General features: G+C 71.1%; 24 protein-coding genes. 5 read left to right on the forward strand and 19 right to left on the reverse strand.

Annotated elements, in window-relative coordinates; translation table 11 throughout:
• Position 1: 1 nt before the first annotated feature.
• The 7 genes from ACWED2_RS02915 to ACWED2_RS02945 all read right to left on the reverse strand — a co-directional run bounded on the left by ACWED2_RS02915 (position 2) and on the right by ACWED2_RS02945 (position 9530).
• Positions 2-1360: a nitrate/nitrite transporter gene (locus ACWED2_RS02915; protein WP_449688739.1), complete on the reverse strand. Its 1359-nt coding sequence runs from the start codon at positions 1358-1360 to the stop codon at positions 2-4.
• Between the two features lie 46 nt (positions 1361-1406).
• Positions 1407-2834: an FAD-dependent oxidoreductase gene (locus ACWED2_RS02920; RefSeq protein WP_449688740.1), complete on the reverse strand. Its 1428-nt coding sequence runs from the start codon at positions 2832-2834 to the stop codon at positions 1407-1409.
• Positions 2831-4879, reverse strand: coding sequence for a molybdopterin oxidoreductase family protein (locus ACWED2_RS02925; protein WP_449688741.1), 2049 nt, complete (start codon positions 4877-4879; stop codon positions 2831-2833). Before ACWED2_RS02925 ends, ACWED2_RS02920 begins: the two co-directional genes overlap by 4 nt.
• A gap of 241 nt (positions 4880-5120) precedes the next feature.
• Complete coding sequence (locus ACWED2_RS02930) at positions 5121-5918, reverse strand: TIGR02569 family protein (RefSeq protein WP_449688742.1); 798 nt, start codon at positions 5916-5918, stop codon at positions 5121-5123.
• Positions 5919-6005: 87 nt separating this feature from the next.
• Positions 6006-7181, reverse strand: a complete 1176-nt coding sequence (gene moeZ / locus ACWED2_RS02935) for an adenylyltransferase/sulfurtransferase MoeZ (protein ID WP_206795548.1) — start codon at positions 7179-7181, stop codon at positions 6006-6008.
• A gap of 129 nt (positions 7182-7310) precedes the next feature.
• A complete protein-coding gene (locus tag ACWED2_RS02940) occupies positions 7311-8471 on the reverse strand; it encodes a DUF3152 domain-containing protein (protein WP_449688743.1) in 1161 nt (386 codons plus the stop codon).
• A gap of 81 nt (positions 8472-8552) precedes the next feature.
• Positions 8553-9530: an alpha/beta fold hydrolase gene (locus ACWED2_RS02945; protein WP_449688744.1), complete on the reverse strand. Its 978-nt coding sequence runs from the start codon at positions 9528-9530 to the stop codon at positions 8553-8555.
• A 113-nt stretch (positions 9531-9643) separates the two neighbouring features.
• Between ACWED2_RS02945 and ACWED2_RS02950 the strand changes: the two genes are divergently transcribed.
• Positions 9644-10270, forward strand: coding sequence for a TetR/AcrR family transcriptional regulator (locus ACWED2_RS02950; RefSeq protein ID WP_003095505.1), 627 nt, complete (start codon positions 9644-9646; stop codon positions 10268-10270).
• Positions 10271-10393: 123 nt separating this feature from the next.
• On the opposite strand, the gene ACWED2_RS02955 is transcribed toward ACWED2_RS02950, so the two are convergent.
• Entirely contained in the window at positions 10394-11290 is an 897-nt protein-coding gene (locus ACWED2_RS02955) for an alpha/beta fold hydrolase (RefSeq protein ID WP_449688745.1), read from the reverse strand.
• Positions 11287-12195, reverse strand: coding sequence for an AurF N-oxygenase family protein (locus ACWED2_RS02960; protein WP_449688746.1), 909 nt, complete (start codon positions 12193-12195; stop codon positions 11287-11289). Before ACWED2_RS02960 ends, ACWED2_RS02955 begins: the two co-directional genes overlap by 4 nt.
• A gap of 55 nt (positions 12196-12250) precedes the next feature.
• Between ACWED2_RS02960 and ACWED2_RS02965 the strand changes: the two genes are divergently transcribed.
• Entirely contained in the window at positions 12251-13021 is a 771-nt protein-coding gene (locus ACWED2_RS02965) for a TetR/AcrR family transcriptional regulator (RefSeq protein WP_449688747.1), read from the forward strand.
• On the forward strand, positions 13018-13341 hold the full coding sequence (locus ACWED2_RS02970; protein ID WP_449688748.1) for a DUF4873 domain-containing protein: 324 nt from the start codon (positions 13018-13020) through the stop codon (positions 13339-13341). Before ACWED2_RS02965 ends, ACWED2_RS02970 begins: the two co-directional genes overlap by 4 nt.
• Here the strand turns inward: ACWED2_RS02970 and ACWED2_RS02975 are convergent.
• The 3 genes from ACWED2_RS02975 to ACWED2_RS02985 all read right to left on the reverse strand — a co-directional run bounded on the left by ACWED2_RS02975 (position 13338) and on the right by ACWED2_RS02985 (position 14895).
• The gene (locus ACWED2_RS02975) at positions 13338-13787 is read right to left on the reverse strand and encodes a pyridoxamine 5'-phosphate oxidase family protein (RefSeq protein WP_449688749.1); all 450 of its coding nucleotides are present in this window, start codon (positions 13785-13787) and stop codon (positions 13338-13340) included. The genes ACWED2_RS02970 and ACWED2_RS02975 overlap by 4 nt on opposite strands.
• A gap of 104 nt (positions 13788-13891) precedes the next feature.
• Positions 13892-14122 carry a DUF3107 domain-containing protein gene (locus tag ACWED2_RS02980; protein ID WP_013223016.1) on the reverse strand — a complete coding sequence of 77 codons (231 nt, stop codon included), beginning with the start codon at positions 14120-14122 and terminating at the stop codon, positions 13892-13894.
• A gap of 119 nt (positions 14123-14241) precedes the next feature.
• Positions 14242-14895 (reverse strand): ferritin-like fold-containing protein, encoded by a 654-nt coding sequence (locus tag ACWED2_RS02985; RefSeq protein WP_449688750.1) that lies wholly within the window; start codon positions 14893-14895, stop codon positions 14242-14244.
• Between the two features lie 554 nt (positions 14896-15449).
• Here ACWED2_RS02985 and ACWED2_RS02990 point away from each other — a divergent pair.
• Both ACWED2_RS02990 and ACWED2_RS02995 read left to right on the forward strand, forming a co-directional pair.
• Entirely contained in the window at positions 15450-16925 is a 1476-nt protein-coding gene (locus tag ACWED2_RS02990; RefSeq protein ID WP_449688751.1) for a DEAD/DEAH box helicase, read from the forward strand.
• A 24-nt stretch (positions 16926-16949) separates the two neighbouring features.
• Positions 16950-18293, forward strand: coding sequence for an Rv3212 family protein (locus ACWED2_RS02995; protein WP_449688752.1), 1344 nt, complete (start codon positions 16950-16952; stop codon positions 18291-18293).
• 61 nt (positions 18294-18354) lie between these two features.
• On the opposite strand, the gene ACWED2_RS03000 is transcribed toward ACWED2_RS02995, so the two are convergent.
• The 7 genes from ACWED2_RS03000 to ACWED2_RS03030 form a co-directional block, all read right to left on the reverse strand.
• Positions 18355-18795: a hypothetical protein gene (locus tag ACWED2_RS03000; RefSeq protein WP_449688753.1), complete on the reverse strand. Its 441-nt coding sequence runs from the start codon at positions 18793-18795 to the stop codon at positions 18355-18357.
• 12 nt (positions 18796-18807) lie between these two features.
• Entirely contained in the window at positions 18808-19659 is an 852-nt protein-coding gene (locus tag ACWED2_RS03005; protein WP_449688996.1) for a RecB family exonuclease, read from the reverse strand.
• A gap of 146 nt (positions 19660-19805) precedes the next feature.
• On the reverse strand, positions 19806-22265 hold the full coding sequence (locus tag ACWED2_RS03010; RefSeq protein ID WP_449688754.1) for an alpha-L-rhamnosidase-related protein: 2460 nt from the start codon (positions 22263-22265) through the stop codon (positions 19806-19808).
• A gap of 125 nt (positions 22266-22390) precedes the next feature.
• Complete coding sequence (locus ACWED2_RS03015; RefSeq protein WP_449688755.1) at positions 22391-23020, reverse strand: MarC family protein; 630 nt, start codon at positions 23018-23020, stop codon at positions 22391-22393.
• Between the two features lies 1 nt (position 23021).
• Positions 23022-23885: a PHP domain-containing protein gene (locus ACWED2_RS03020; RefSeq protein ID WP_449688756.1), complete on the reverse strand. Its 864-nt coding sequence runs from the start codon at positions 23883-23885 to the stop codon at positions 23022-23024.
• 47 nt (positions 23886-23932) lie between these two features.
• Positions 23933-24493 carry a PH domain-containing protein gene (locus ACWED2_RS03025; RefSeq protein WP_003095467.1) on the reverse strand — a complete coding sequence of 187 codons (561 nt, stop codon included), beginning with the start codon at positions 24491-24493 and terminating at the stop codon, positions 23933-23935.
• Between the two features lie 21 nt (positions 24494-24514).
• Positions 24515-24679: a hypothetical protein gene (locus ACWED2_RS03030; RefSeq protein WP_162146229.1), complete on the reverse strand. Its 165-nt coding sequence runs from the start codon at positions 24677-24679 to the stop codon at positions 24515-24517.
• Positions 24680-24819 lie beyond the last annotated feature (140 nt).

The raw sequence follows: 24819 nt of genomic DNA on the forward strand, positions 1-24819 counted from the left end.
CTCAGACCTCCGCTCCCGCGAGCGCCAGACCGCGCTCACTCGTGGGCTGTTCGGCGGGCTTCCGCAGGTAGACCGCCCAGGTGACGGCGAAGCAGAGCCCGTAGAAGATCAGGAATCCGACGAAGGCGGGCACGCCGCTCTTCGTGTCGGCGAACGACTGCCGGAAGGCGAGGTTGATCAGCAGGCCGCCTTCGGCGCCGATCGCGCCGGCCAGGCCGATCAGCGCGCCGGACAGCCGCCGGGCCCTGAGCAGCTCGGCCGCTTCCTCGGCGCCGTTCGCGATGGCGATCTTGGCCTTGGCGCGGAAGATCGCCGGGATCATCTTGTACGTCGAGCCGTTGCCGATGCCGGCCAGCACGAACAGCACCACGAACGCGACCGTGAACAACACCAGCGACTTCGAGGTCGAGGCCAGGATCAGCACGACCGTGGCCGCCGCCATCCCGATGAAGGTGGCGAAGGTGATCTTGCCGCCGCCGACGCGGTCGGACAGCCAGCCGCCCGCCGGCCGGGAGAGCGAGCCGAGCAGCGGGCCGAGGAACGTCACCGCGGCCGCCTGCAGCGGGGTGCGGCCGAACTGGTTCTGCAGCACCAGGCCGAAGGCGAAGCTGTAGCCGATGAACGAGCCGAACGTGCCGATGTAGAGGAACGACATCACCCAGGTGTGCGGCTCCTTGACGACCTCGCGCATCGCCTTGGTGTCGCCCTTCATGCTGGCGAGGTTGTCCATGTAGAAGTACGCGAGCACGGCGGCGATCACGATCAGCGGGATGTAGACGTAGAGCACCAGCCGCGGCGCGGTCGCGCCCGCCGTGCCGATCACCAGCAGGCCGACCAGCTGGATCGCCGCGACGCCGAGGTTGCCGCCGCCGGCGTTGAGGCCGAGTGCCCAGCCCTTGTGCTTCTCGGGGTAGAAGGCGTTGATGTTGGTCATCGACGACGCGAAGTTGCCGCCGCCCACCCCGCCGAGGGCGGCAACGAGCAGGAAGGTGCCGAGTGACGTGCCGGGGTGCAGCACGATCGCGGCCAGCACGGCCGGGATCAGCAGCAGCACGGCGGACACGACCGTCCAGTTGCGGCCGCCGAACTTCGCCACGGCGAAGGTGTAGGGCAGCCGCATCAGGCCGCCGATCAGCGTCGGCGTCGAAACCAGGAGGAACTTGTCGGCGGCGGAGAAGCCGTAGTCCTTGCCCATGAACAGCACGATGACCGACCAGAGGGTCCAGATCGAGAAGCCGATGTGCTCGGCGAAGACCGAGAACCAGAGGTTGCGGCGGGCGATCTTCTTGCCCGTGGACTCCCAGAACTCCTCGTTCTCGGGTTCCCAGTGTTCGATCCAGTGTTTTCCTTGGTGGGCCACGGCGTGCTCCTTAGTGCGGCGGTTCGTGACGTTCAGTGGGGGTCGATCACTGCGCGGCGAGCCAGTTCGCGATGCCGCCGACGGTGTCGGTGCACCCGCCGCATCCCGTGGTGGCTCGCGTGGCCCGCGCCAGTGCGGGGGTGTCGGTGGCCCCGGCCTTCCAGGCTTCGATCAGCCGGCCCTTGGTGACGTTGTTGCAGCGGCAGATCACCGCGGCCGCGGGCAGGTCGGCGGGGCTGGCCGCCGGGGTGCTGCCGCTGGGCAGCGCCCGGCCGAGCAGGACGGCGAGCCGGTCGTCCGGCAGCAGCGTCCCGCGGTCGTGGAACTGGGTGATGGTCGCGGCCGCGTCGGGCAGGCCGAGCAGGATCGCCCCGGTGACGCGGTTTTCGCGGACGACGAGCTTGCCGTACCGGCCGCCGGTCGGGTCGTTGAAGGTGAGCACCTCGGCGCCGTTGTCGGATGCTTCGAGCTGGGTCTCGCCGAGCGCGGCGAGGTCGATGCCGCGGGCCTTGAGCCGGGTGACGGCCGTGGTGCCGCGGTAGCGGGCCGCCGCGTTCGTCCCGGTGAGGACGTCGGCGAGGACCGCGGCCTGCTCCCAGGCGGGCTGGATCAGGCCGGCGGGAGCGCCCGGGTGGCGGGCGCAGTCACCGAGGGCGTGGATACGGCCGTCGCTGGTGCGCAGCACGTCGTCCACGAGGATCCCCATGTCGACGTCGAGGCCGGCTTCGGTGGCCAGGCGCGTTTCGGCGCGGACGCCGGCGGCGACGACGACCAGGTCGGCCGGGACGAGGCTGCCGTCGTCGAGCTTGAGCCCGTCACCGGGCAGGTAGCGGGCGGCGGTGGCGCCGAACTTGAACGTCACGCCCATGTCGGTGAGCCGGCGGGCCAGCACGTGCCCCGCCCCGGCGTCGAGCTGGCGTTCCATGACGTGGCCCAGCGGGTGCACGACGGTCACCTGGTTGCCGCGCCCGGCCAGGCCGCGGGCGGCTTCGAGGCCGAGCAGGCCGCCGCCGAGCACCGCGACCGGCGCGCCGAAGCGGGCGGCGTCGAGGATCTTGGCGCAGTCGTCGAGGCTGCGGAAGGCGACCACACCCGGCCCGGCTTCCAGGCCTTCGACCGGTGGGATCCACGGGTTCGCGCCGGTGGCGAGCACCAGGGCGTCGTAGTCCACAGTGGAGCCGTCGGCGAGTTCGACGCAGCGCTTCTCGCGGTCGATGCGTTCGACGTCGACGCCGAGCCGCAGGTCGATGTTGTGCCGCTGGGCCCATTCGTCGTCATGCAGGCGGACGCTCTCGGCACTCATGCCCCCGGCGACGACGGCGGACAGCAGCACCCGGTTGTAGGCGGCGTGCTTCTCGGCGCCGAGCACGGTCAGCCGGACCCGCTCGGCGATCGGGTCGCGACGGCGGATCTCGTCGGCCAGGCGGGCGCCGGCCATGCCGTAGCCGACGATGACGACTTCGCGGGGACTCATGCGGCACCATCCACGGTAGTCAGGGAAACGGCACACACCTTGAACTCCGGCATCCGGGAGACCGGGTCGAGCGCCGGATTGGTGAACAAGTTGGCGCGCTGCTCACCGGGGAAGTGGAACGGCAGGAAGACGAGGTCGGGCTTGAGGCTCTGGGCGAACCGGACCTTGGCGATCGTCTCGCCGCGCCGCGACCGGACCAGCGCCCGGTCGCCTTCCTCCAGCCCGGCCCGCTTGGCGGTGTCCGGGTGGACCTCGACGAACGCTTCCGGGACGACGTCGTTGAGCTCTTGCACGAGCCGGGTCTGCGCGCCCGACTGGTAGTGCTGCAGGACGCGGCCGGTGGTGGCCTGCAAGGGAAACTCGTCGTCCGGCAGCTCGGCCGGGCCGGTGTGCTCGACCGGCACGAACCGCGCGCGGCCGTCCGGGTGGGCGAAGGCGTCGAGGAACATTCGCGGGGTGCCGGGGTGGCCGGTCCCGGGGACCGGCCAGTGCAGGGCCTCGCCCGCGCGCAGCCGGTCGTAGCTGACGCCGGAGTAGTCGGCGATCCCGCCCTTGGACGCGATCCGCAGCTCTTCGAACACGGTTTCGGCGTCGGCAGGGAACCGGCCGCCGGGCTGGCCGAGGCGCTCGGCGAGCCCATTGAGGACGTCGAGGTCCGAGCGGACACCCGGCGGCGGGGTCAACGCCTTGCGCCGCAGCAGGATCCGGCCTTCGAGGTTGGTGAGCGTCCCGTCCTCTTCGGCCCACTGGGTGACCGGCAGGACGACGTCGGCGAGCGCCGCGGTCTCCGACAGCACGAAGTCGGCGACGACCAGGAAGTCCAGTGCGGCCAGCCGGTCCTGTACGCGCTGCGAGCGCGGCGCGGAGACGACGACGTTGCTGCCGAACACCATCAGCGCCTTCGGGCCGTTCTCCTGGCCGAGCGCTTCGAGCAGTTCGGTGGCCGAGCGGCCGGGGCCGGGCAGGCTTCCGGGGTCGACACCCCAGACGCCGGCGACGTACGCGCGCGCGGCCGGGTCGTCGAGCTTGCGGTAGCCGGGCAGCTGGTCGGCCTTCTGGCCGTGTTCGCGGCCGCCTTGGCCGTTGCCCTGACCGGTGAGGCAGCCGTACCCGGAGCCCTCCCGGCCGGGCAGGCCGAGGCTCAGCGCCAGGTTGATCCAGGCGCCGACGGTCGCGGTACCGGTGGCGTGCTGCTCGGTGCCACGCGCGGTGAGGACGTAGGCGTTGCGGGCGTTGGCGAGCTTTTCCGCGGCGAAGCGCATGTCGGCGGCCGAGACACCGGTGACGCGTTCGGCGCGCTCCGGCCACCAGCTCGCCGCGATCCGCCACATCTCGGCGAACCCGCTGGTCCGGTCGTCCACATAGGACTGTTCGAGGTGCCCGCCTTCGACGACGGCGTGCAGGATGCCCAGTGCCAGCGCGAGATCGGTGCCGGGCGCGGGCGCGAGGTGCAGGCTCGCCAGCTCGGCGGTCGGGGTGCGCCGCGGGTCGACGACGATCAGGTCGCTCCCGCGCAGGTGCTGGGTGAACGGCGGCATGGTCTCGGCCGGGTTCGCCCCGGCGAGCAGCACGACGTCGGCGTTCTTCAGATCCGTGACGGGGAACGGCATCCCGCGGTCGGCCCCGAAGGCCTTGATCCCCGCGGCGGCGGCCGAGGACATGCACCACCGGCCGTTGTAGTCGATCTGCGAGGTGCCGAGCGCGACGCGGGCGAACTTGCCCAGCAGGTAGGCCTTTTCGTTGGTCAGCCCGCCGCCGCCGAAGATCGCGACGCCGTCCGGGCCGTGGGTTTCCCGCGTCTCGCGCAGTTTCCGGGCGACGTGGTCGAGGGCGAAGTCCCAGCTGACCGGCTCGAGCGCGCCGTTCACGCGGAGCATCGGGGTGGTCAGCCGCTTCGGGCTGGTGAGCAGGGAGCCGGAGGTCCAGCCCTTCTGGCACAGGCCACCGGCGTTGACCGGGAAGTCCCGCGGCGTCACGCGGGTGCCTTCGAGGCTCATCCCGCACTGCAGGGCGCAGTACGGGCAGTGGGTGTCGACCTGCGGCATCGGGCACCTCCTCGGCGGTTCGGGCTTGCCCTGACGCTAAGGAGGCCGTGTTAACCGGATTCGACCGAATGTTTCAGGCAGTTGACATTGCGGCGATGTTTCCGGCGCCCGGCCGGTGAGATCCGCGTCCACGGGACGGGAGTCCGGAGGTCAGCGGGGGCAAACCGGACGTGAAGCCCGATCTTGGGACTTGGGTCACAAGTGGTTCGGAACAGCCGCTGCTCGTTGCTGCCCGTGCCGACTACAAGACGCCCGAGACCTCGCGGGCTGCCGCGCGCAGGCCGTCCAAAGAAGCCTGCGTCGACCTCGGGTTCAGTGCGTTCGATGCCAGCCGGAACAACACCGCGCGGAGCAGGAGCTGGGGCCACTCCGGCAGGTGGGCCCAGCGCTCCAGCAGGTCGCGGCCCGCGCCGCCCCAGGCGAGCGCGTCCACCGCGACGATTGCCGCCCCGTACTCGCCCGGGCGGTAGTACGGCACGAAGTCGACCAGGCCGGGGCCGGCATCGCCGTCGAAGAGCAAGCCCGCCAGCAGCTCGCCGTGGGCCACCTGCGACGGAAGCCGGATCGGGCGGCGGGCGGGGGCGAGGACCTCGAACCAGCGGCCGCCCTTCGTCTCCTCCAGGGGGACCTCGAGTTCCTCCCAGGCGACTCGGTCGGCCACCGCGTCGACGTCGGTGCGGGCGTCGAGGAAGTCCGGCCGCGGCAGGCCGATCGTGGCCCGGTGCAGCTTCACCGCCGCCAGCACCGATGCGTCGCCGCGGTGTTCCGGTGTGCCGGGGACGAACCGCGACGCCGTCCAGCCGCCGACGATCCAGCGGCCGTCCGTCGAACGGACCGGCTTCCCCACCCTCAGCCCCGGCTCGCGGACGTAGTCGAGCGCGTGCGCTGTCCACAACGTCCTGGCCTTGTCGGTGACCGGCTTGAGCACGAGGTCGCCGCAGCGCCACGCCGTCGAGTCCGGCAGGCGTTCGCCGCCTTCGGCGGGGCCGCCGAAGGCCGCGCAGACGTGCGCCGGGGGACGTTCGAGGGTTGACCGCACGGGCGTGACGTTACCCGGCCGGGTGTTCCACGAATGAGAAGACGCGCTGCTCACACACGGTTTCCCGGCCGGGTAAAACACCCACTGTCAGTAGGTCGGCAGGCTCGGGTCGATCTGCTTGGCCCAGGCGAGCACGCCGCCGCCGAGGTGCGTCGCGTCCTTGAAGCCGGCCGCGTGCAGGGCGGCCAGCGCCTCGGCGGACCGGGCACCCGACTTGCAGTGCAGCACGATCGGCTTGTCCTGCGGCAGCTCGGCCAGCGCCTCACCGGAGAGGATCCGGTCCTTCGGGATCAGCGTCGCGCCCTTGATGTTGACGATCTCGTACTCGTGCGGCTCGCGGACGTCGATCAGCGCGAAGTTCTCGCCGCTGTCGAACTTGGCCTTGAGCTCGGCCGGGGTGATCGTGCTGCCCGACGCCGCCGAAGCCGCCTCGTCCGAAACGACACCGCAGAACGCCTCGTAGTCGATCAGCTCGGTGATCTTCGGGGTGTCCGGGTCCTTGCGGATCTTGACCTCGCGGTACTTCATCTCCAGCGCGTCGTAGCTGATCAGGCGGCCGAGCAGCGGCTCGCCGATGCCGGTGATGAGCTTGATCGCCTCGGTCACCATGATCGAGCCGATGGACGCGCACAGCACGCCCAGCACGCCACCCTCGGCGCAGGAGGGGACCATGCCCGGGGGCGGCGGCTCCGGGTAGAGGTCGCGGTAGTTGAGGCCCTTGCCGTTCGGCGCGTCCTCCCAGAACACGCTGACCTGGCCCTCGAACCGGAAGATGGAGCCCCAGACGTACGGCTTGCCCAGCAGCACCGCGGCGTCGTTGACCAGGTAGCGCGTGGCGAAGTTGTCGGTGCCGTCGACGATCAGGTCGTACTGCTCGAAGATCTCCAGCGCGTTCGAGGAGTCGAGCCGGTCGGTGTGCAGGTGCACCTTGACCAGCGGGTTGATCTCCGCGATCGACTCCTGCGCGGACGCGGCCTTGAGCTTGCCGACGTCGGACTGGCCGTGGATGACCTGGCGCTGCAGGTTCGACTCGTCCACGACGTCGAAGTCGACGATGCCGAGCGTGCCGACCCCGGCGGCGGCCAGGTACAGCAGCGCGGGGCTGCCGAGGCCGCCGGCCCCGATCACCAGGACCTTGGCGTTCTTCAGCCGCTTCTGCCCGTTCACCCCGACGTCCGGGATGATCAGGTGACGGCTGTACCGGGCCACCTCTTCCTTGGTGAGCTCGGCAGCCGGCTCGACGAGCGGCGGCAGTGCAGACATGGGTCCTCCATCTCGCGCGCGTATCGCGTCCATCCCACTATGCACAACGCCCGCGGGCAAATATGCCTTCCCGCGTCCAGCTGGTGGGACGCAGCCTTTTCCGGGGTCCGGGTGGCGGCGCCCCGGACGTCACTGCGGGGTGGGGTTGGGCCAGGAGTTGGTCTTGCAGATGCGGCCGTCCTTGGCCACCTTGCCCTTGTCGCCGCCGGGGATGTCGTTGAGCATCGCCACGTAGTCGTCGTTGACGCCGAAGGACTGCTGCATCATCACCGGCGCCGGCTGGTCGTTGCCGCCGCAGCCGACGTGCTGGTTGCCCAGGGCGTGCCCGACCTCGTGGTTGATGGCGTACTGCCGGTACCCGGTCATGTCGGGCCCGTAGGCCTTGGCACCCCGCACCCAGCGGGCCAGGTTGATCAGCACCCGGCCGAGGCTCTTGCGGTAGCAGGACGCCTCGAACTTGATCTGGAAGCCGCAGGCGTCCGGCCGGTGGGTGGTCTCCGGCGTGGTGAGGCTCACCCTGAACGACGGGTTCGGGAAGGTGCCGTCCACCCGCTGGAACGCGATCTTGCCGTCCCAGGTCCACCCCTTCTTCGGGTCCGACAGCGTGCCCTGGACGGCCGCGGCGAAGGCGTCGTCACCGGCGTAGCTCGACGGGTCGATCCCGTCCTCGACCTCGATGGTGTAGGTGTACAGCTTCCCGGTGCCGATCTGCGGGCCGCTGCCCGGGACGACGTGCCACTGGCCGGCGCCCGCCTGGGTGAACGGGCCGCCGTCGGGCAGGTCCGCGGTCGGCACCTTGAGGTCGACCGGGGTGGCCGGGTTCTCCGGGATGGGCTGCTCGCCGTTGCCGTCGATCGCGCCGCCGGAGGAGTCCCCGCCCGCCGACTCGACGCCGGGCCGGGTGGCACCCGGGCCCTGCTCGGCGATCGGCTGGGCCGGGCTGTTGGCGGTGTTGACCACGACGAGCACGGTCAGCACCACCAGGATCGGCAGGGCGTAGACGCGCCAGCCGTAGGTCTTGGTGAGCTTCGCCACCCCGGACTTCGGCGGCGGGTTCTCCTTCTCCCGCGCGACCGGCACGTCCGGCTTCCAGGAGGCGCTCAGCGGCTCGGCACTGGTCCGACGGCCGCCCGGGCGGTAGCGATCCTCCTCGACGCGCTGGGCCGGCGCCTTCGACGGGCGGTACTGCCCGGTGCGCGGGTGGTCCTCGGCGTCCGGCGTCCGGCGAACCGACGCGCGGTGGGGCGCCCGCCGATCTTCGCCTCGCGCGTCGTGCTTCACCCGGTCCACCGCACCAGGGTGCCACAGCGCCACCGAACCGTTATCGGCGACTGGCGGATCATCGAGTGAACTCGACGGCACCCGATCGGGCTACCAGGTGCCCGCTTCAACGTGCTCCCACATGCCCAGCACGGCCTTCGCGACGACCACCGGGCGCTCCATCTGGGCCACGTGCCCGGTGCGCGGGAGCACGAGCAGCCGGGCCCGCGGGATCGCCCGGGCGGTCCGCACCGCGCGTTTCACCGAGATGACGCGGTCTTCCCGCCCCCAGACGACCAGGGTCGGCGCCTTGACGAGCGGGGCCACCGACCACAGCGACGCCTTCCCGAGCGTCGACCAGGCCCGGAAGATGGCGAACGTGCTGCGCGCCATCGCGGGCGCGGCCCAGGCGAACCCGGCGCGGGCGCCGTGCTCCTCGGTCAGCTCGTCGAGGCGGCTCTCGGGGAACCGCGACGGGTCGGCGAAGCACAGCTTGATGACCTGCGCGGCGCGTTCCCGCGGCCCGAGCGCGGCCAGCTGGGCCCGCACCCGCGCGCCGACCAGCGGCAGGTAGGCGAACGCCATCCGCGGGTCCGAGAGCCGCCGCGGGTCGAGCCGCAGGTCCGGCACGGCCGGCGAGATGAGCGTGAGCGTCTGCACGAGTTCGGGTTTCTGCGCCGCGACCAGCAGCGCGATGGCGCCGCCCATGGAGTTGCCGAACAGGTGCACCGGCCCGCCGATGGCCTCGATGTGCCTGACGACGACGTCCGCGTGCGCCTGGAGCGTGAAGTCGAAGCCCTCTTCCGGCTCGGAGTAGCCGAACCCGGGCAGGTCGATCGCGGTGCCCCCGGCGACCGGCGCGAGCAGCGCGGCCAGATCGGTCCAGTTCGTCGACGAGCCGCCGAGGCCGTGCACGTAGACCGCAGGCACGCCGTCCGGACCGGGGGTGCGGCGGACGTGCAGGCGCGCGGTGCCGACCTCTTCGAACGCCGCCGGCCAGGGTGGCGGGACCGGGTCGAGCGACGGCAAGGCCCTGGTCGAGAGCGGCACGTGGGTCAGCGGCGACCGGGCCTGCACGGGGGTGTCCACGGGTCCAGAATGCCCGACCCTTGGCGCGGCACACGTACCGGCGAGTAATCTTCAGGGCGACTTCACGCGGTGGCGACCCCGCCCGTCGAAGAAGCGATGACGGGAGGATGAGCATGACGGAGATGACGCGGCTGCAGCAACGTGGGGTGCGGCTGCCCCGGACCGAGCGCCGGGCTCAGCTCCTCGCCGCGGCGCAGCGGGTCTTCGCCGAGAACGGTTACCACGCCGCCGCGATGGACGAGATCGCCGAGGTCGCGGGCGTCTCGAAGCCCGTGCTGTACCAGCACTTCCCCGGCAAGCTCGATCTGTACATCGCGCTGCTGGAGAGCCACGTCGACGAGCTGGTCAAGCGCGTGCAGAACGCCCTGGACTCGACGACGGAGAACAAGCAGCGCGTCCCGGCGACGGTCGGCGCGTTCTTCGACTTCGTCAGCAACGACGCGGGCGCGTTCCGGATGGTGTTCGAGTCCGACCTGCGTGGCGAGCCGGCGGTGCAGGAAGCGGTCGACCGGGCGACGTCGGCGAGCGTGGACGCGATCACCGAGACGATCACCGCGGACGCCGGCCTCGACGAGGACAAGGCGCGGCTGCTGGCCGTCGGGCTGGTCGGGATGAGCCAGGTCAGCGCCCGGTTCTGGCTGGCGCACCACCAGTCGATGAGCCGCGAGGAAGCGGTGGCCCTGACGGCCAACCTCGCCTGGCGCGGCATCGGCGGCGGCTTCCCGCTCAAGGACTCCTGAGCGGCCGGCCCGGGGCTCGCGGGTGGTGAACTATCTGGTTAGTCCTGCGGACTAACCAGATAGTTCACAGAGGCGATGTACTAACTGGTGAGTTCAACCTGAACTCACCAGTCAGTCCATAGCTCAACGCGAGGCGGCTACCCGTACCAGCGCCGAAATCCGGCGGGCGACCTCATAGGGGCGTTCCTGCGGGAGCATGTGCCCGGCGCCCGGGAACCGGACGAACTCCGCGTGCGGCAGCTCGTCCGCGATCACCTTCGCGTGCGCCAGCGGGCAAAGCCGGTCCTTTTCCCCGGCCAGTACCACCGACGGGACGTCGCACAGCGCGCCGAGCCCGCCGACGCCCCGGTGGGCCGCGATCGCGTCCAGGAACATCCCCGCACTCGCCGGGTGCGCGCACAGCAGCTGCTCGACGACGCTGTCCACCTGCTCGCGCCCCGGACGGACGCCGAACACCAGCCGCCGGGCGCCCGAGCGGACCATTCCCGGCCGCAGCCGCAGCGTGTCACTCCTGAGTCCGGCCAGCACCTTCGCCACCCGCGGCTCGAAGCGCGTCACGCTCCGGCCCACCAGCCCGGGGAAGCCGAGGGTCAGCTTGTCCATGTCGCCGGACGACGTCGCCACGAACGCCGCGCCCGCCAGCCGGTCGGCCACCAGCTCCGGGTGCCGTTCGGCGAGCACCATCAGCGTCATGCCGCCCATCGAATGCCCGGCCAGGACCAGCGGCCCTTCCGGCACCCGGTCGGCGATCAGCTCGGCGAGGTCGTCGGCCAGCCGGGCGATCGTGGCCCCGCCGGGCCGGGCGGGCGCCGAGCCGCCGTGGCCGCGCAGGTCGTAGCGCAGGACGCGCACGCCGGGGTCGAGGTGCGGCAGGACGAAGTCCCACGTCCGGTGGTCCTGTGTCCAGCCGTGCACGAGAACCAGCGTGACCGCGGAATCGGCCGGCCCCGACGGCACGATGTTGAGCGCGGCGCCGTCACTCGCCACGAACCGCGGCCCGGGCGAGAGGACGGCGGTCATCGGCCCGCCGGGAGCAGGAACGACTTGCGCCAGAAGTACTTCCCGGGCAGCCCGACCAGGCCCGACTCCTCGAGGAACGGCATGATCTTCTCCCCCGCCCACGCGATCGTGCCCTGCCAGTGCGGGTTGGTCAGCGCCGCCTCGACGCCGTCGCGCGGCCGGATGCCGACCGCCTTGTAGACGTCCGGGTTGATGAACGCCCGCGTCACGAAGTAGGAAATCACCGCGATGATGAACTGCTGGTAGGCGATCTCGGCCTTCGACAGCTTCGCCATCCCGCGCGTGACCTCTTCGCGCGCGAAGGTGACGTGCCGGGCTTCTTCGAGGACGTGGATCCGGTTGACCATCCGGACCAGCGGCTGGACGCCTTCGTCGTTCATCTGCTCGCGCTGCAGCCGGTCCAGGACCTCCTCGGCGACCAGGATCGCGCCGTAGCGCGCGGGGCCGTAGGAGATGGTCGGCATGAGCTTCGCCAGGCGCCGCAGCCACGGCACCGGGCCGTAAGCCGGGCAGCCGATCCGCGCGGCCATCCGCGCGAACATCGTCGAGTGCCGGCATTCGTCGGCGATTTCGGTGAGCGCGAACTGGGCGTGCGCGGACGTCGGGTCCTCTTCGTAGACCTCCTTGAGCAGCATCTGCATCAGGAGGATTTCGAACCACAAACCGGTCGTGGCGACGCTCGCGACCTCGTGTTTGCCCAGCTCGATGCGCTGCTCGGGAGTCAGCTTCTCCCAGAGTTCGGTGCCGTAGAGCGAGGAGCGCTCTTCGAGGATGAACCGCTTGCCCTCGACCAGCGGCGCGGTCCAGTCGATGTCGACGTCGGGGTCGTAGAACTTGTTCGCCGACGACTTCAGCAGGCGGTCCGCGGTCTTCTCGCGATCCGGTTCCTTCAGCGTCCGCGTCATTGCCGACACCCCTTCCGCGACGTGTAACTTGAGGTAACAGTTACCTGTGCGTAGCATGACCCCCGTGATCGAACGTGTCAAGCGCTCAGGCAAGCAGGCCGGCAAGTCCTCCCGCGACGACGAAGCGACCGGCGACGCCCGGCGCGACCGCTGGCGCAAGCACCGGATCGCCCGGCGCAAGGAGTTCGTCGAGGCCGCGCTGCGGGCGCTCGACACGCACGGCCCGGACCTCGGCATGGAGGACGTCGCCGCGGAGGCCGGCGTCACGAAACCGGTGCTGTACCGGCACTTCGACGACAAGGCCGACCTGTACGTGGCCCTCGGCCAGCGCGGCACGGAAATCCTCTTCGAGCGGCTGATCCCGGCGATCAACGCCGAACTGGCGCCGGTCCCGCGGATCCGGATGGCCCTCGACGCGTTCTTCACCGTGATCGAGGAGCACCCGAACCTGTACCGGCTGCTGGCGCACGGGCGGCCGGAGAAGCCGGTGTCGTCGGACGTCGTCGCCGAGGACAAGGAGCTCATCGCGACGGCGCTGACCGCACTGCTCGGCGACTACATGCGGATGTTCAACATGGACTCCGGCGCGGCCGAGCCGTGGGCGCACGGCATCGTCGGCATGGTCCAGAACACCGGCGAGTGGTGGCTGGACCGCCGCTCGATGAGCCGCGACGCGGTCGTCGAGTACCTGACGCAGATCATCTGGGCGGCGATCGACGGGCTGACCCGCCAGAACGGCGTGGTCATCGACCCGAACCAGCCCCTGGAAGCCAACAAGGTGGTCCAGCTGGGCCGCGCCCCGGAGTCGCTGGAGGAAACCTCATGAGCGAGCACGAGCACGACGAAGACGGCTACCGCGGCGAGGCGACCCTGGTGGTCGACGGCGTATCGCTGCCCGTGACGGTCGAACTGCGCGGCTACTTCCAGCCGATCGACGGCTATTACCGCTGGTACGGCCGGGTGTCGGTGAACGAAGAGCTGACCCGCCTGGCAGGCGGCAAGAAGCAGGCCGTCACCATCCGGGCGGGCTCGCATTCGGCCACCGGGGAGCTTTCGGATCCGGACCCGTGGGGCCGGTACCGGATCACGGGCACGAGCACGCCACCGTTCCACGTGCCCACGACCCTCGAAGAGCTGAACGCCTAGGACAGGCGGGGCCCCGGCAGTTCGACACCGGGCAGGACGCCGTTCGCGATGTCCGTGGCCCGCCACTTCCCCACGGTCAGCCGCACGGCCGTGACCGGCGCGGCCAGGAAGGGCGCGGCCTCGGGCACCTTGGCGACGAGCAGTTCGCGCACCCGCGCGTCTTCGGCACCGCCGAGAACCTCGGCCGACGCCTGGGCCTGCAGGAACGGCTGCATCGGCGAGCCGGTCGAAACCACGACCGAGACCACCGGGTTCTCCCGGACGGCGGCCAGCGTGCGGCCGCGGTCTTCGAGGACGAGGTTGAGGGTGAATTCGCCGGTCTCGGCGAAGTAGACTCCGCCGACCCACGGCCCGGTGCTGCCCGAGGTGGCGAGGAACAACGACTTGTGCGCGGCGAGAGTGTTCCGCACGAGATCCGCGACGGCGGCCGGTTCGAGAGTGGTCACCGGGCGAAGCTAGGCGGCGGAAAAGCGACACTCCAAGGAAAACGCCACAATCCGGTGAAACCGGGAAGGCCACCCCGGAGGGCGGCCTTCCCGCTGGGACCGAGTCAGTCGCCGACGCCGAAGCCGACCTTGCGGACGTCCGAGGGGGCGATCTCGACGTACGCGATGCGGTCGGACGGGACGATGTACTTGCGTCCCTTTTCGTCGTTGATGCGGAAGAGCCCGTCACCGGCCGTCAGGGCCTCGGCGACCAGCTTCTCCACCTCTTCGGGAGACTGGCCACTGGACACCACCAGCTCGCGCGGCGTGTCCTTGATGCCGATCTTGACCTCCACGTGGGACCTCCGCTGGAAATTCGTAAGGGATGTGCCGGCCAAGGCTAACCGAACCGGCTCGTTCCGGTGGCGCATGTCCGCGCCCGACCGCGTCGTCACTTCCGGGTACTCCATCGGGTTCAGCCCAGGCCGAGCGCCTGCATGCGCTTCGTGTGCCCCTGTTGCAACCGCCGGAACAGCGCCGCGATTCCGGAGAGGTCGCCCGAGCCGTTGATGATGAGCTCGGCCAGCCCGTCGCGCTCGGCGACGACGTACTGGGCCTGGGTCAGGGCCTCGCCGAGCAGGCGGCGGCCCCACAGGGCGAGCTTGTCGCGGGTCTTCGGGTCGGCCTCGATGCCGGCCGCGACCTCGCGTTCGGCGAAGGCCGAGTGGCCGGTGTCGGCCAGCACGGTCAGCACCAGGTCCTTGGTCTCCGGGTCGAGCCAGCTGGCGATCTCCCGGTAGAGGTCCGCGGCCAGGCCGTCGCCGACGTAGGCCTTGACCAGCGACTCCAGGTACGACTTCGGGGGCGTCGAAGCGTGCCAGGCGTCGACCTGGGCGACGAACGGCGCCATGGCGTCTTCGACCTTGACGTCCTGGGCGGCCAGGTGCTGGGCGAGCAGGCCGTAGTGACCGATCTCGGCGGCCGCCATGGTCGCCAGCGCGGCGCGCCCGGTCAGCGTGGGCGCGCTGCGCGCGTCCTCCGCCAGCCGGTCGAACGCGGACAGTTCGAGGTAGGCGATCACACCCAGAAGGTCGACTACGCCTTCGGAGATCTCTTTCGGCTCGGTCACGGGGGCAGGGTATCGCCGAAGCCCCCGGGCGTGCCGGGACGAGACCGATCCCACTGGTTCCGGCGCGCCGGGTACTGTCGAAAAACTGCTGACCAGGTACACTGGCACACGATATCGAGCTTCCGTACGCCATACCGGCGTCGGGAAACAGGCGGGTCACGTGGCCTGCCGACGTACTGCAATGTGCGTGCACGCCTCTTCCGGCATTCCCGGGGCGGACCGGTTCCGCGCTCCTCAGCAGCGCCAGGGACCAGGGTTTACTCCCGGTCGAGTGTCGAGCGGACCCACGGCTGTGCGCGCTGGTCACGAGAGAGGCGATCACCCTGACCGCAGAAATTCCCACAACCGAACAGACCCCCGCCGTCGCGCTGGAACACAGCGAGACCGGCCCGGCCGCGCTCGACACGTCGCACCCGCTGCAGGCGGGCGTCGAGGTCGAGCCCGAGGCCCCGACCTTCGCGTCCTTCGGCGTCAAGCCGGAGATCGTCAAGGCCCTCGGCGAGGCCGGCATCGAGCGCACGTTCGCCATCCAGGCGCTGACGCTCCCGCTGGCCATGGCCGGCGACGACCTCATCGGCCAGGCCCGCACCGGCATGGGCAAGACCCTCGGCTTCGGCGTCCCGCTGCTGCACCGCGTGCAGGTGCCCGGCGACGGCACCCCGCAGGTACTGGTCGTGGTGCCGACCCGTGAGCTGTGCATCCAGGTCGCGAACGACCTCAAGGGCGCCGGCAAGCACCTGGGCATCCGGACGCTGGCCATATACGGCGGCCGCCCGTACGAGCCGCAGATCGAGGCGCTCCGCAAGGGCGTCGACGTCGTGATCGGCACCCCCGGCCGCCTGCTCGACCTGGCCGAGCAGCAGCACCTGGTGCTGGGCAAGGTCCGCGGGCTGGTGCTCGACGAGGCCGACGAGATGCTCGACCTGGGCTTCCTGCCCGACATCGAGCGCATCCTCCGGATGGTGCCGGACGAGCGGCAGACGATGCTGTTCTCGGCCACCATGCCCGGCCCGATCATCACGCTGGCCCGCACGTTCCTGCGCCAGCCCACGCATATCCGCGCCGAAGAGAACGACGCGAGCGCGATCCACGAGCGCACCACCCAGTTCGTCTACCGGGCGCACTCGATGGACAAGCCCGAGGTCATCGCCCGCGTGCTGCAGGCCGAAGGCCGCGGCCTGACGATGATCTTCAGCCGCACCAAGCGCACCGCGCAGAAGGTGGCCGACGACCTGGTCGAGCGCGGCTTCGCGGCCGCCGCCGTGCACGGCGACCTGGGCCAGGGCGCCCGCGAGCAGGCGCTGCGCGCGTTCCGCTCGGGCAAGGTCGACGTGCTGGTCGCCACCGACGTCGCCGCCCGCGGCATCGACATCGACGACGTCACGCACGTGATCAACTACCAGTGCCCGGACGACGAGAAGACCTACGTCCACCGCATCGGCCGCACCGGCCGCGCGGGCCGGACCGGCGTCGCTGTCACCCTCGTCGACTGGGACGAAGAGCCGCGCTGGAAGCTGATTTCGGACACCCTGGGCCTCGACAAGCCGGAGCCGGTGGAGACGTACTCGTCGTCGCCGCACCTGTTCGAGGACCTGGGCATCCCCGAGGGCACGAAGGGCCGGCTGCCGCTGGCCAACCGCACCCGCGCGGGCCTGGCCGCCGAGGAGGAAGAGGACCTGGGCGGCAAGAAGCGCGGCCGTGGCCGTGGCCGGGCCGGCGAGGCCGCTTCGGAGGACGACGCGCCGCGCAAGCGCACCCGGGCCCCGCGCAAGCGCACCCGCGGTGGCTCGCGGGCGGCCGAGGCGATCGAGGCCGCCGACAACGCCGCCGCCGCGGCTTCTTCGGAAGAGGCTCCTGCTTCGTCGGAGGGCCGCACCCGCAGCCGCCGCCGCACCCGCAGCGGCAACGCCCCCGAGACGACCGGCCCGGCCGTCGAAAAGGAGGCGGGCGAGAACGCCGAGCGCCCGGCTCGACGGCGCCGCCGTCGCCGCCCGGCCGCGACGTCTGATACACCTGCGTCGGCAGACTGAGGCCTACGCACGGGGGTCGGGTAAGTGAGCGAAGACGAGAAGGCGCCCGAAAGCGCGCCTGAAGAGGTCACGCCCGCGGCCGCACCGGCCCCCGAGTACGGCTCCGAAGACGTCCTGGAGGACGTCGCTCCCGCCCCGGCCGCCCCGCGGGTCAAGGCACGGCGGTCGCCGTGGAACCGCGGGCGGGACCGGGCGATCGCCGCACTGATCGCGGTGGCGGTGGTCGCCGTGGCGCTGGTCATCGGCACGACGAGCGACAGCGCGGCCACGGACCGGACCGAGGCCGCGGCGCCCCCGGCGTTGCCCGCGCCCCCGGACAAGGTGCCGGGATCCCTCTCCGAGATCTGGAGCGCCCCCAGCGGCGCGACGCCGGTCCCGGTCGTGGCCGGCGATTCGGTGGCCACCGCGAACGGCGGCGAGGTCGCCGCGCGTGACCCGCTGACCGGGCAGATCCGCTGGCACTACACGCGTGACCTGCCGTTGTGCACGCTGGACACGGTGTGGGGGCGGTTGAACGCCGTCTACCACAAGAGCCGCAACTGCAGCGAGGTCACGCAGCTGGACCCGGGCACGGGCCGGATCACCGCGCAGCGCAACGGCAACGCGGAGCTGGGCACCCAGCTGGTCGACGACGGCTCCCACGTCACGGCGACGGGCAAGACGCTCCTCACGACCTGGCGCGACGACCTGGTGCAGAGCGCCGAGTACGGCCAGGTCCCGGCGCTGGTCAACGCGGGCAAGCAGCCCCGCACCGGCTGCACGTACGGCACGGTCGCGGCGGCGTCGGGCAAGATCGGCGTGATCGAGCGCTGCCCGGGCGACCCGGCCGACCGGCTGACGGTGTACAAGGCGGCGCCGGAGAAGGACGACGAGCCGCAGGTCAGCTTCAGTTCGGTGCTGGCGGGCAAGCGAGCCCGCGTGATCGCGATGTCGGGCGACCTGACGGCGGTGGTCCTCCCGGACCAGAAGCTCCTGGTGACGTACAACGGCGACGGCACCCAGCGAGCGGCGTACCCGCTGGACGTCCCGGCGGGCGATCTGGCGGCCGACCCGCCGTCGGGCGCCGAGGCGACCACCCAGACGGCGGCGAACGTGTACTGGTTCAGCGGGTCGAAGGTGCTGGCCCTGTCCCGCGACGACCTTTCGCCGCGCTGGACGTTGAGCAGCGCACTGGGCCCGGGAGTCACGTTCGCCCAGCAACTGGTGGTCCCGATCAAGGGCGGCCTGGCGGTGCTGAACGAGAACGACGGATCAACGATCCGCACGGTGGGAGTCGAGCGCCGCGGCTACCCGGGGCCGATCCGGCTGGGCGTGGCCGGCCCGGTGCTGCTGGAACAGCGCGGCCCCACCCTCACCGCCCTGAAGTAGCCGGCTCGGCTCCCGCGAGTTCCGGCTTCGATCAGGCGAGATCGGGGTTCCGGTCGGACGATCAGGCGAGCCAGAACATGGTCAGCGCGGAGACCGTGAACAGCACCACCGCCACGCCCGCGCCCACGGCCGCGGGACCGTTGCGGCGGTCGGCGACCCGCTGGGCCACCAGGGCCAGCGCCGCCGCGACGGGGTGACCGACCAGCAGGGTCACGCCGGGGCCGGGCGCGCCGGTGAACAGGCAGCCGCCCGCCACCACCAGCACCCCGACCGCGAGCACGGTGAGCCCGGCCGCCAGCGAGCCGGTGAGCCCGCGCCACCAGCGCCCGCCCTGCCGGGCAGGCTCGGCCGGGGCGACCGTCTCGGGGTCCGGAGAGACCTCCGCAGGCTCGATCCGCTCAGGGTCGACGCGCTGCTGCGGCGCGGTCTGCGCCGTTGCGTCCTCCGGGGCACCGGTGGGCAGCGGGACGGTCGCCAGTTCGTCGGTGTCCGGTGAAGCCACGTTCCCTCCCGTTCAGGGCGCGAGCAGGTCCCACGGCTGCGCCTGCGGGGCCGCCTCCTGGCCCGCCGCGCAGCTCGGCCTGAAGTCGCACCAGGCGCACCGCCGGTCCGGGCGGGCCGGGAACAGCACGTCCCCGTCGCCGCCCGCGTCCAGGGTATCCGTGGCCAGGCGCAGGTCTCCGGCGGTCTCTTCCGCGCGTTGCAGATGGCGCTGCAGGCTCTCCGGTGTGTGCTCCGCCGCCGCGATCGTGCCCGTCGGCAGGTGGTGCAGCTCCACCGTGGTGCACGGCATCCGCAACGTCCGCGCCGCCGCCACCGCGTACAGCGCCAGCGCTTGCGACGCCCGGGCCTCGTACTCGTCCGGCGGACGGCGGCCCGTCTTGTAGTCGACGATCACCAGCTCGCCGTCCCGCGCGTCGATCCGGTCCGCGCGGCCCTCGATGATCATCGACGGCCGCTCCCCCGGCGTGCCGGCGACCGGCGCCGACACCCAGCGCTCCAGCCCCACCGGGTCATGCGAGACGTCGTTGTCCTCAACGTACTCCGCCACCCACCCCTTGGCGCGCGCCCGGTACCGCGCCGCCTGCTCCTCGCTTTCGAAGCCCGCGTCCTTCCAGAACTCGGCCACCAGCGCGACCGCCCGCTGCGGCACCCGCTTGAGCACCGGCAGGTCGAACAACGCCCGCAGCGCGTTGTGCACCACCGCCCCGAGCGTGCTGTGCGCCCACGGCCCGGTGCGCTGCGGGGTCGGCCGTTCGAGGTACGCGAGGCGGTACCGGCGCGGGCAGTCGTCGAAGGTCGCCAGCCGCGCCGGCGAGACCTTCGTGAGCCGAACCGGTTGCGCGACGCCGAAGTCGAAGCCCATCTGCTCCTTCACCTTGCCCACGCTACGCACTACCACCGACAATTTTTCCGGGGGTTCGGGTGGCGGAGCCCCCGACCCGGGGCGAAGCCCCGGATGTCACAGCCACTTTCCGCGCGGGACGAGGCCGCCCCGCGCGGAAAGCCCGGTCAGCGCACGACGAGGACCGTGTGCGTGCCCCCGGAAACGGTCAACGAGCCGCCTCGCACCGCACGCCCGTCCAGCAACACCAAACGCCCCGAAGGCACCACCAGCGACCCCGAAGTCCCCCGAGGCGCCGAAACCGTCAGCGAGAACACCGAACCCTGCTGAGACCACGAAGCCGACAACTCGCCCTTCGGTGTCGGCACCGCTCCTCGCGCCCAGGAAACCGAGCCCGGGTGCGGCGAAACCGTCCAGGTCGCGAAGCCCGGCGACGTCGGCGAGACGCCCAGCAGCTCGTTCGTCAGCGCCGGTACGACCCCGGTCGACCAGCCGTGCGCCGCCGAGGTGTAGCCCTGCTCGTAGTGCGAGCCGCCCTCGCCGATGCCCTCCCACGCCGTGATACCCGGGTCGTGCGTGGCCATCCAGCCGTACATCCGCTTGATCTGGTCGATCGCGGACGCCGTCTGCCCGGTCCGGAACCGCGCCTGCAGCTCCGGGAACGACGTGAACGCGTACACGCGCTTCGTGCCATCCGAGACGAGAGTGTCGTTGTCCATGAACGGGTTCCCGTACGGCAACGCGCCCGCCGCGAGCCGCACCAGCGCCGAAGTGGCCTGGGCGGGAGACGCGATGCCCGCCAGAACGGCCTGGCTGTTGCCGTCCTGGCCGTGCCGCACCGCGCCCGTCGCCGAGTCGAGGTACGCGCCCGCCGCCGGATCCCACAAATAGGCATTCACTGCGGCGGAGACGGTCGAGGCGCGCGAAAGCCACCGGCCCGCGTCGGCCGGGTGCCCCGTCGCCCGCGCCAAGCCTGCGGCGCCCTGAAGCGCCCGGACGTACAACGCGTTGTAGTACGTCACTTCGCCCGTACGCGGCAGGAACGCGTAGTCGCCGTAGCCGCCCGTGCCGTTGAGCCCCTTCGCGAGCAACCCGCGCGAATCGGTCACCGACGGATACCAGTTGTCGAGCGTCTTCACGAGGTGCGAGTAGTACGAAGCCGCGTACGCGGTGTCGCCCGTGTAGAGCACGTAGTCCCAGCTCGACGTCACCCACCAGAGCGGATAGTCGAACAGCGGCAGCGTGTAGTTGTTGATCGACGCGGGCGGGATCCAGCCGTCCGCGCGCTGGTGGTCGGCCAGATCGGCGAGGACGTTCCGAGCCGCCGTGCCGTCCTGGTGCGTCAGGTACTGCGTCAGGCCGGAGACCGCGACGTCGCCGACGTACGGGTCACGGTCGCGCTTCGCGCCGTCGTGCAGCACCAGCTTCCCGTCCAGCGACGGCGAGAACGCGCCGCGCGGGTCCACATCGGACTCGCGGAAGGTGTCCATGCCCAGCTCGTTCGTGTAGGACGCCGCGTACCAGTAGCGATTCAGCTCTTCGTCGGACGACTCGAACCAGCCGCGGTAGGTCGACGGCGTGCCGAGGAACGGCGTGAAGTCGAGCGAGACGCCGCTGATGCGCACCTCACCGGACGGCTGGGCGAGCGGCGCGTCCGACGCCAGCGCGTCGAGGCTGATCCGCAGGTAGCGGAAGCCGTGCAGCCCGTCCGCACACAACTGCGTGCCCGACGCGCAGCCCTTCGTGTCGCGCCACACCGTCGGCGTCGCGGGCACGGCGTACTGGTCGGTGCCCGGCCCGCCGGAGAAGTCCGAGCGGGTGAAGTCGGAGCGTTCGCCCAGGTACTGCCGGGTCTCCGAGAACGAGAGCCGGACACCCGGCCGGTTCGCCGACGCGCCCGCGAAGGCGATCTTCGGGTACCCGGCGACGACCTTGCCGAAGTCGACGACGGCGGTCGGCACCGGCGGGTCGGCGACCACGCCGGGCCACACCTCGGCGACCCGGCTGAACTCGCCCGACGGGGTGTTCTGGTCCTTGGTCACGGTGATCCGGACCTGCGCGGTGGTCACCGGCCGGTCGAAGGTGACCGCGCGCTGCACGGCCGTGTTGCCGCCGACCGTGGCGGCCACCCGCCACGTGCCCGCGTCCAGCACCTCGACCGTGAAGTCCTGCGGTACGCCGTCCACATTGGACAGCACGGTGACACCGGGCAGCGCCACCGGCGCGGCGGCGGTGATCGTCAGGACGTCGGGATACGCGCCGATCGTGTCGTCGTTCCAGAACGTCTCGGGGTTGCCGTCGACGGCGTTGCCGGGGTCGTAGGTCCGGGGCTGGCCGTTCCCGCCGTTGTTCGGCGCGTGGAACGACGACGCGGCCGCGGTGGTGCCCGCGGGCCACACCGGCTTCGGCGGCGGCGCCTGCCGCTTGAACGTCGCCACGCCGCGCCCGAGCAGGCCGTTCGGGTTCGTGACGTCTCCGGTGGTCGACAGCACCTTCACCGGCCGGACGTCCCGGCTCGCCGGTGCGACGACGTACTGCTGCCAGCCCGGCGCGGCGCCGGCGGGCGCGGCGACCACACCGCTCGCCATCAGCACCGTGACCGGCAGGACTGCTCTGAGCCACTTCATCGAGGCCTCCCGCATGGCGTTGAATCGTTTCAAACGCTGAGCTGAGCTTCAGGCTGCGGGAGCGGTGCCAACGATGTCAACGACCGGGGCGGATCCTGTCCGGCAGGACAACCCGGGTGGCCGGTTCAGCCGGCGCCGGAGATGAACCCGCGGACCGAGTTCGCGACGAGCTCGACGGCGATGGCCGCGAGCAGCAGGCCGGCCACCTTGGCCAGCAGCGTGATGCCGCTTTCCTTGATCAGCCGGATGACCAGGCCGGAGTAGCGCATGCAGAGGTAGATCACGAAGTGCACGGTGACGATGGCCAGCGCCAGGGCGATGTACGCGCCGACGCGCCCTTCGGCCTGCCGGACGAACACGATGGTCGCGGCGATCGCGCCAGGCCCGGCCAGCAGCGGCGTGCCGAGGGGCACGAGGGCGACGTTGACGTCCTCGACCGCCGTCTCGGTTTCGTGGCCGTTGCTGGTGAGCAGCTGCAGCGCGATCAGCAGGAGCAGCAGCCCGCCCGCGCCCTGCAGCGCCGGGATGCCGATGCCGAGGTAGGCCAGGATCGCCTGGCCCGCGATCGCGAACAGGCTGATGACCAGCAGCGACACCAGGACGGCCTGCCGGGCGGCGCGCGCCCGGGTCGCCATCGGCTTGCGGCCGACGAGGCTGAGGAACACCGGCACGGTGCCGGGCGGGTCCATGATGACGATCAAGGTGATCGTCGCACTCATGAAGAGCTTCGCGTCGAAGACGTCGGCGAGCGCCATGTCAGCCCTTCACGACCTGGAACCCCGTGGCGCGCGAAGCGAGTTCCTCGAACTGCCCGGGATCGGTGGTGCACTCGCCGAGTTTGATCGTCTTGTTCGTGCCGTGGTAGTCGCTGGATCCGGTGACGAGCAGGCCGAGCTCGCCGGCCAGCTCGCGGGTGCGGGCCCGCGTCGGCGCGTCGTGGTTGGGGTGGTCGGCCTCGACGCCGGTGAGCCCGCGCGCGGCCAGCCCGGCGAGGGTCTCCTCGCTGATCGTGGCGCCGCGGCTGAAGGCGAAGGGGTGCGCGACGACCGTGACGCCGCCGGCCGCGGCGATCATGTCGATGGCTTCCTCGACCGGCGTGTCGCGCCGGGCGACGTAGTAGCCGCGGCGAGGGCTGAGGTAGTCGGCGAAGGCCTCGTCGACGGACTTGACCAGCCCGGCCCGGACCAGCGCCTGGGCGAGGTGGGGCCGCCCCGGCGGGGAGTCCTCGGGCAGCAGGCCGAAGATCTCGTCGGCGTCGATCGGGAGGCCGTCGGCGGCCATCCGCTCGGCCATCCGCCGCAGCCGGGTGCGGCGCTCGAGCCGCAGCCGGGTCTGCTCGGTGACGATCGGCTCGGACGTCGGGTCGAAGAGGTAGGCGAGCAGGTGGACGCTGATCTGCCGGCCCGTCTCCGGGTCGATAGACACCGTGGAGAGCTCGGCGCCGGGCACGAGCGTCAGGCCTGGTGACACCGCTTCTGAGGCGGGCGCCCAGCCCGCGGTGGTGTCGTGGTCGGTGATCGCGACGACGTCGAGCCCGGCTTTCGCGGCGGCGGCGACGAGCCCGGCCGGCGTGTCGGTGCCGTCGGAAGCGGTGGAGTGGGCGTGCAGGTCGATGCGCATCGTGTCCATTCTCGACGATGCGCTGGGTCACACGCGAAGCGGGACTCTCAGCCGACCGGCTTCTTGCCCCGCGCGGCCCGCTGGGCCTTGATCATCGAGAAGCGTTCGGCCTGCTTCTGCTTGTCGCCGAAGACCAGCTCCGAGATCGTGTCGTAGAACTCTTCGGGCCGCGGCAGGAAGTCGATCTTGTTCAGCGCCTGGATCTGACCGGCGGACTCGACCACCATCGTGCCGTAGCCCATCATGCGGCCGGTGGCCGTGCGGACGTAGCTGAGGTCGGTGACCTTGCTGATCGGCATCATCAGCACCTTGGTGGTGAACACCCCGGTGGTCATGACGAACCGCTTGTCGGTGACCACCAGGCGCTCGACCCACCACTCCATCACCACGTAGGCGAACCGCAGGACGACGAGCAGCGCGACGTACCAGAGGATGTTCTGGCCGATGTACAGCGCCGGCGGCAGCAGGTAGGACACCAGCACGCAGACGGCCAGCAGCGCGGCCGCCTCGAAGGTGTCCCACAGGAGCACCGCCCAGTGGCGGCGGATCCGGATGACCCGCCGCTCGGTGTCGAGGAGGTACTCGTCGGGGTCGCGTGGCGCGAACATGGTTCGAGGGTAACCCCGCGATCAGCCCTTGAACACGTTGCTGACGAAGGTGATCACCGATTCGGCCGAGCTACGGAGGAAGTCGATGATGTTGCCGACGAGGCCGGCGGCCTGCCCAGGCTGGGCGATGACGAAGAACAGCACCAACGCGATACCGGCGAGGCCCGCAATCTTCTTCACGTTCACCGCGATCAAATCCCGTCTCTTACGGTGACACCGGACAACAGCAGTTTTTACGTTGTACCGCACTGAACAGGCACGCGGGAGGAAAGTCCCGCGCTTGGGTCAGCACGCGGTCCGAAGTGTACCGTACGGCTACTCTCCGT

This window comes from Amycolatopsis sp. NPDC005003, assembly GCF_053600695.1.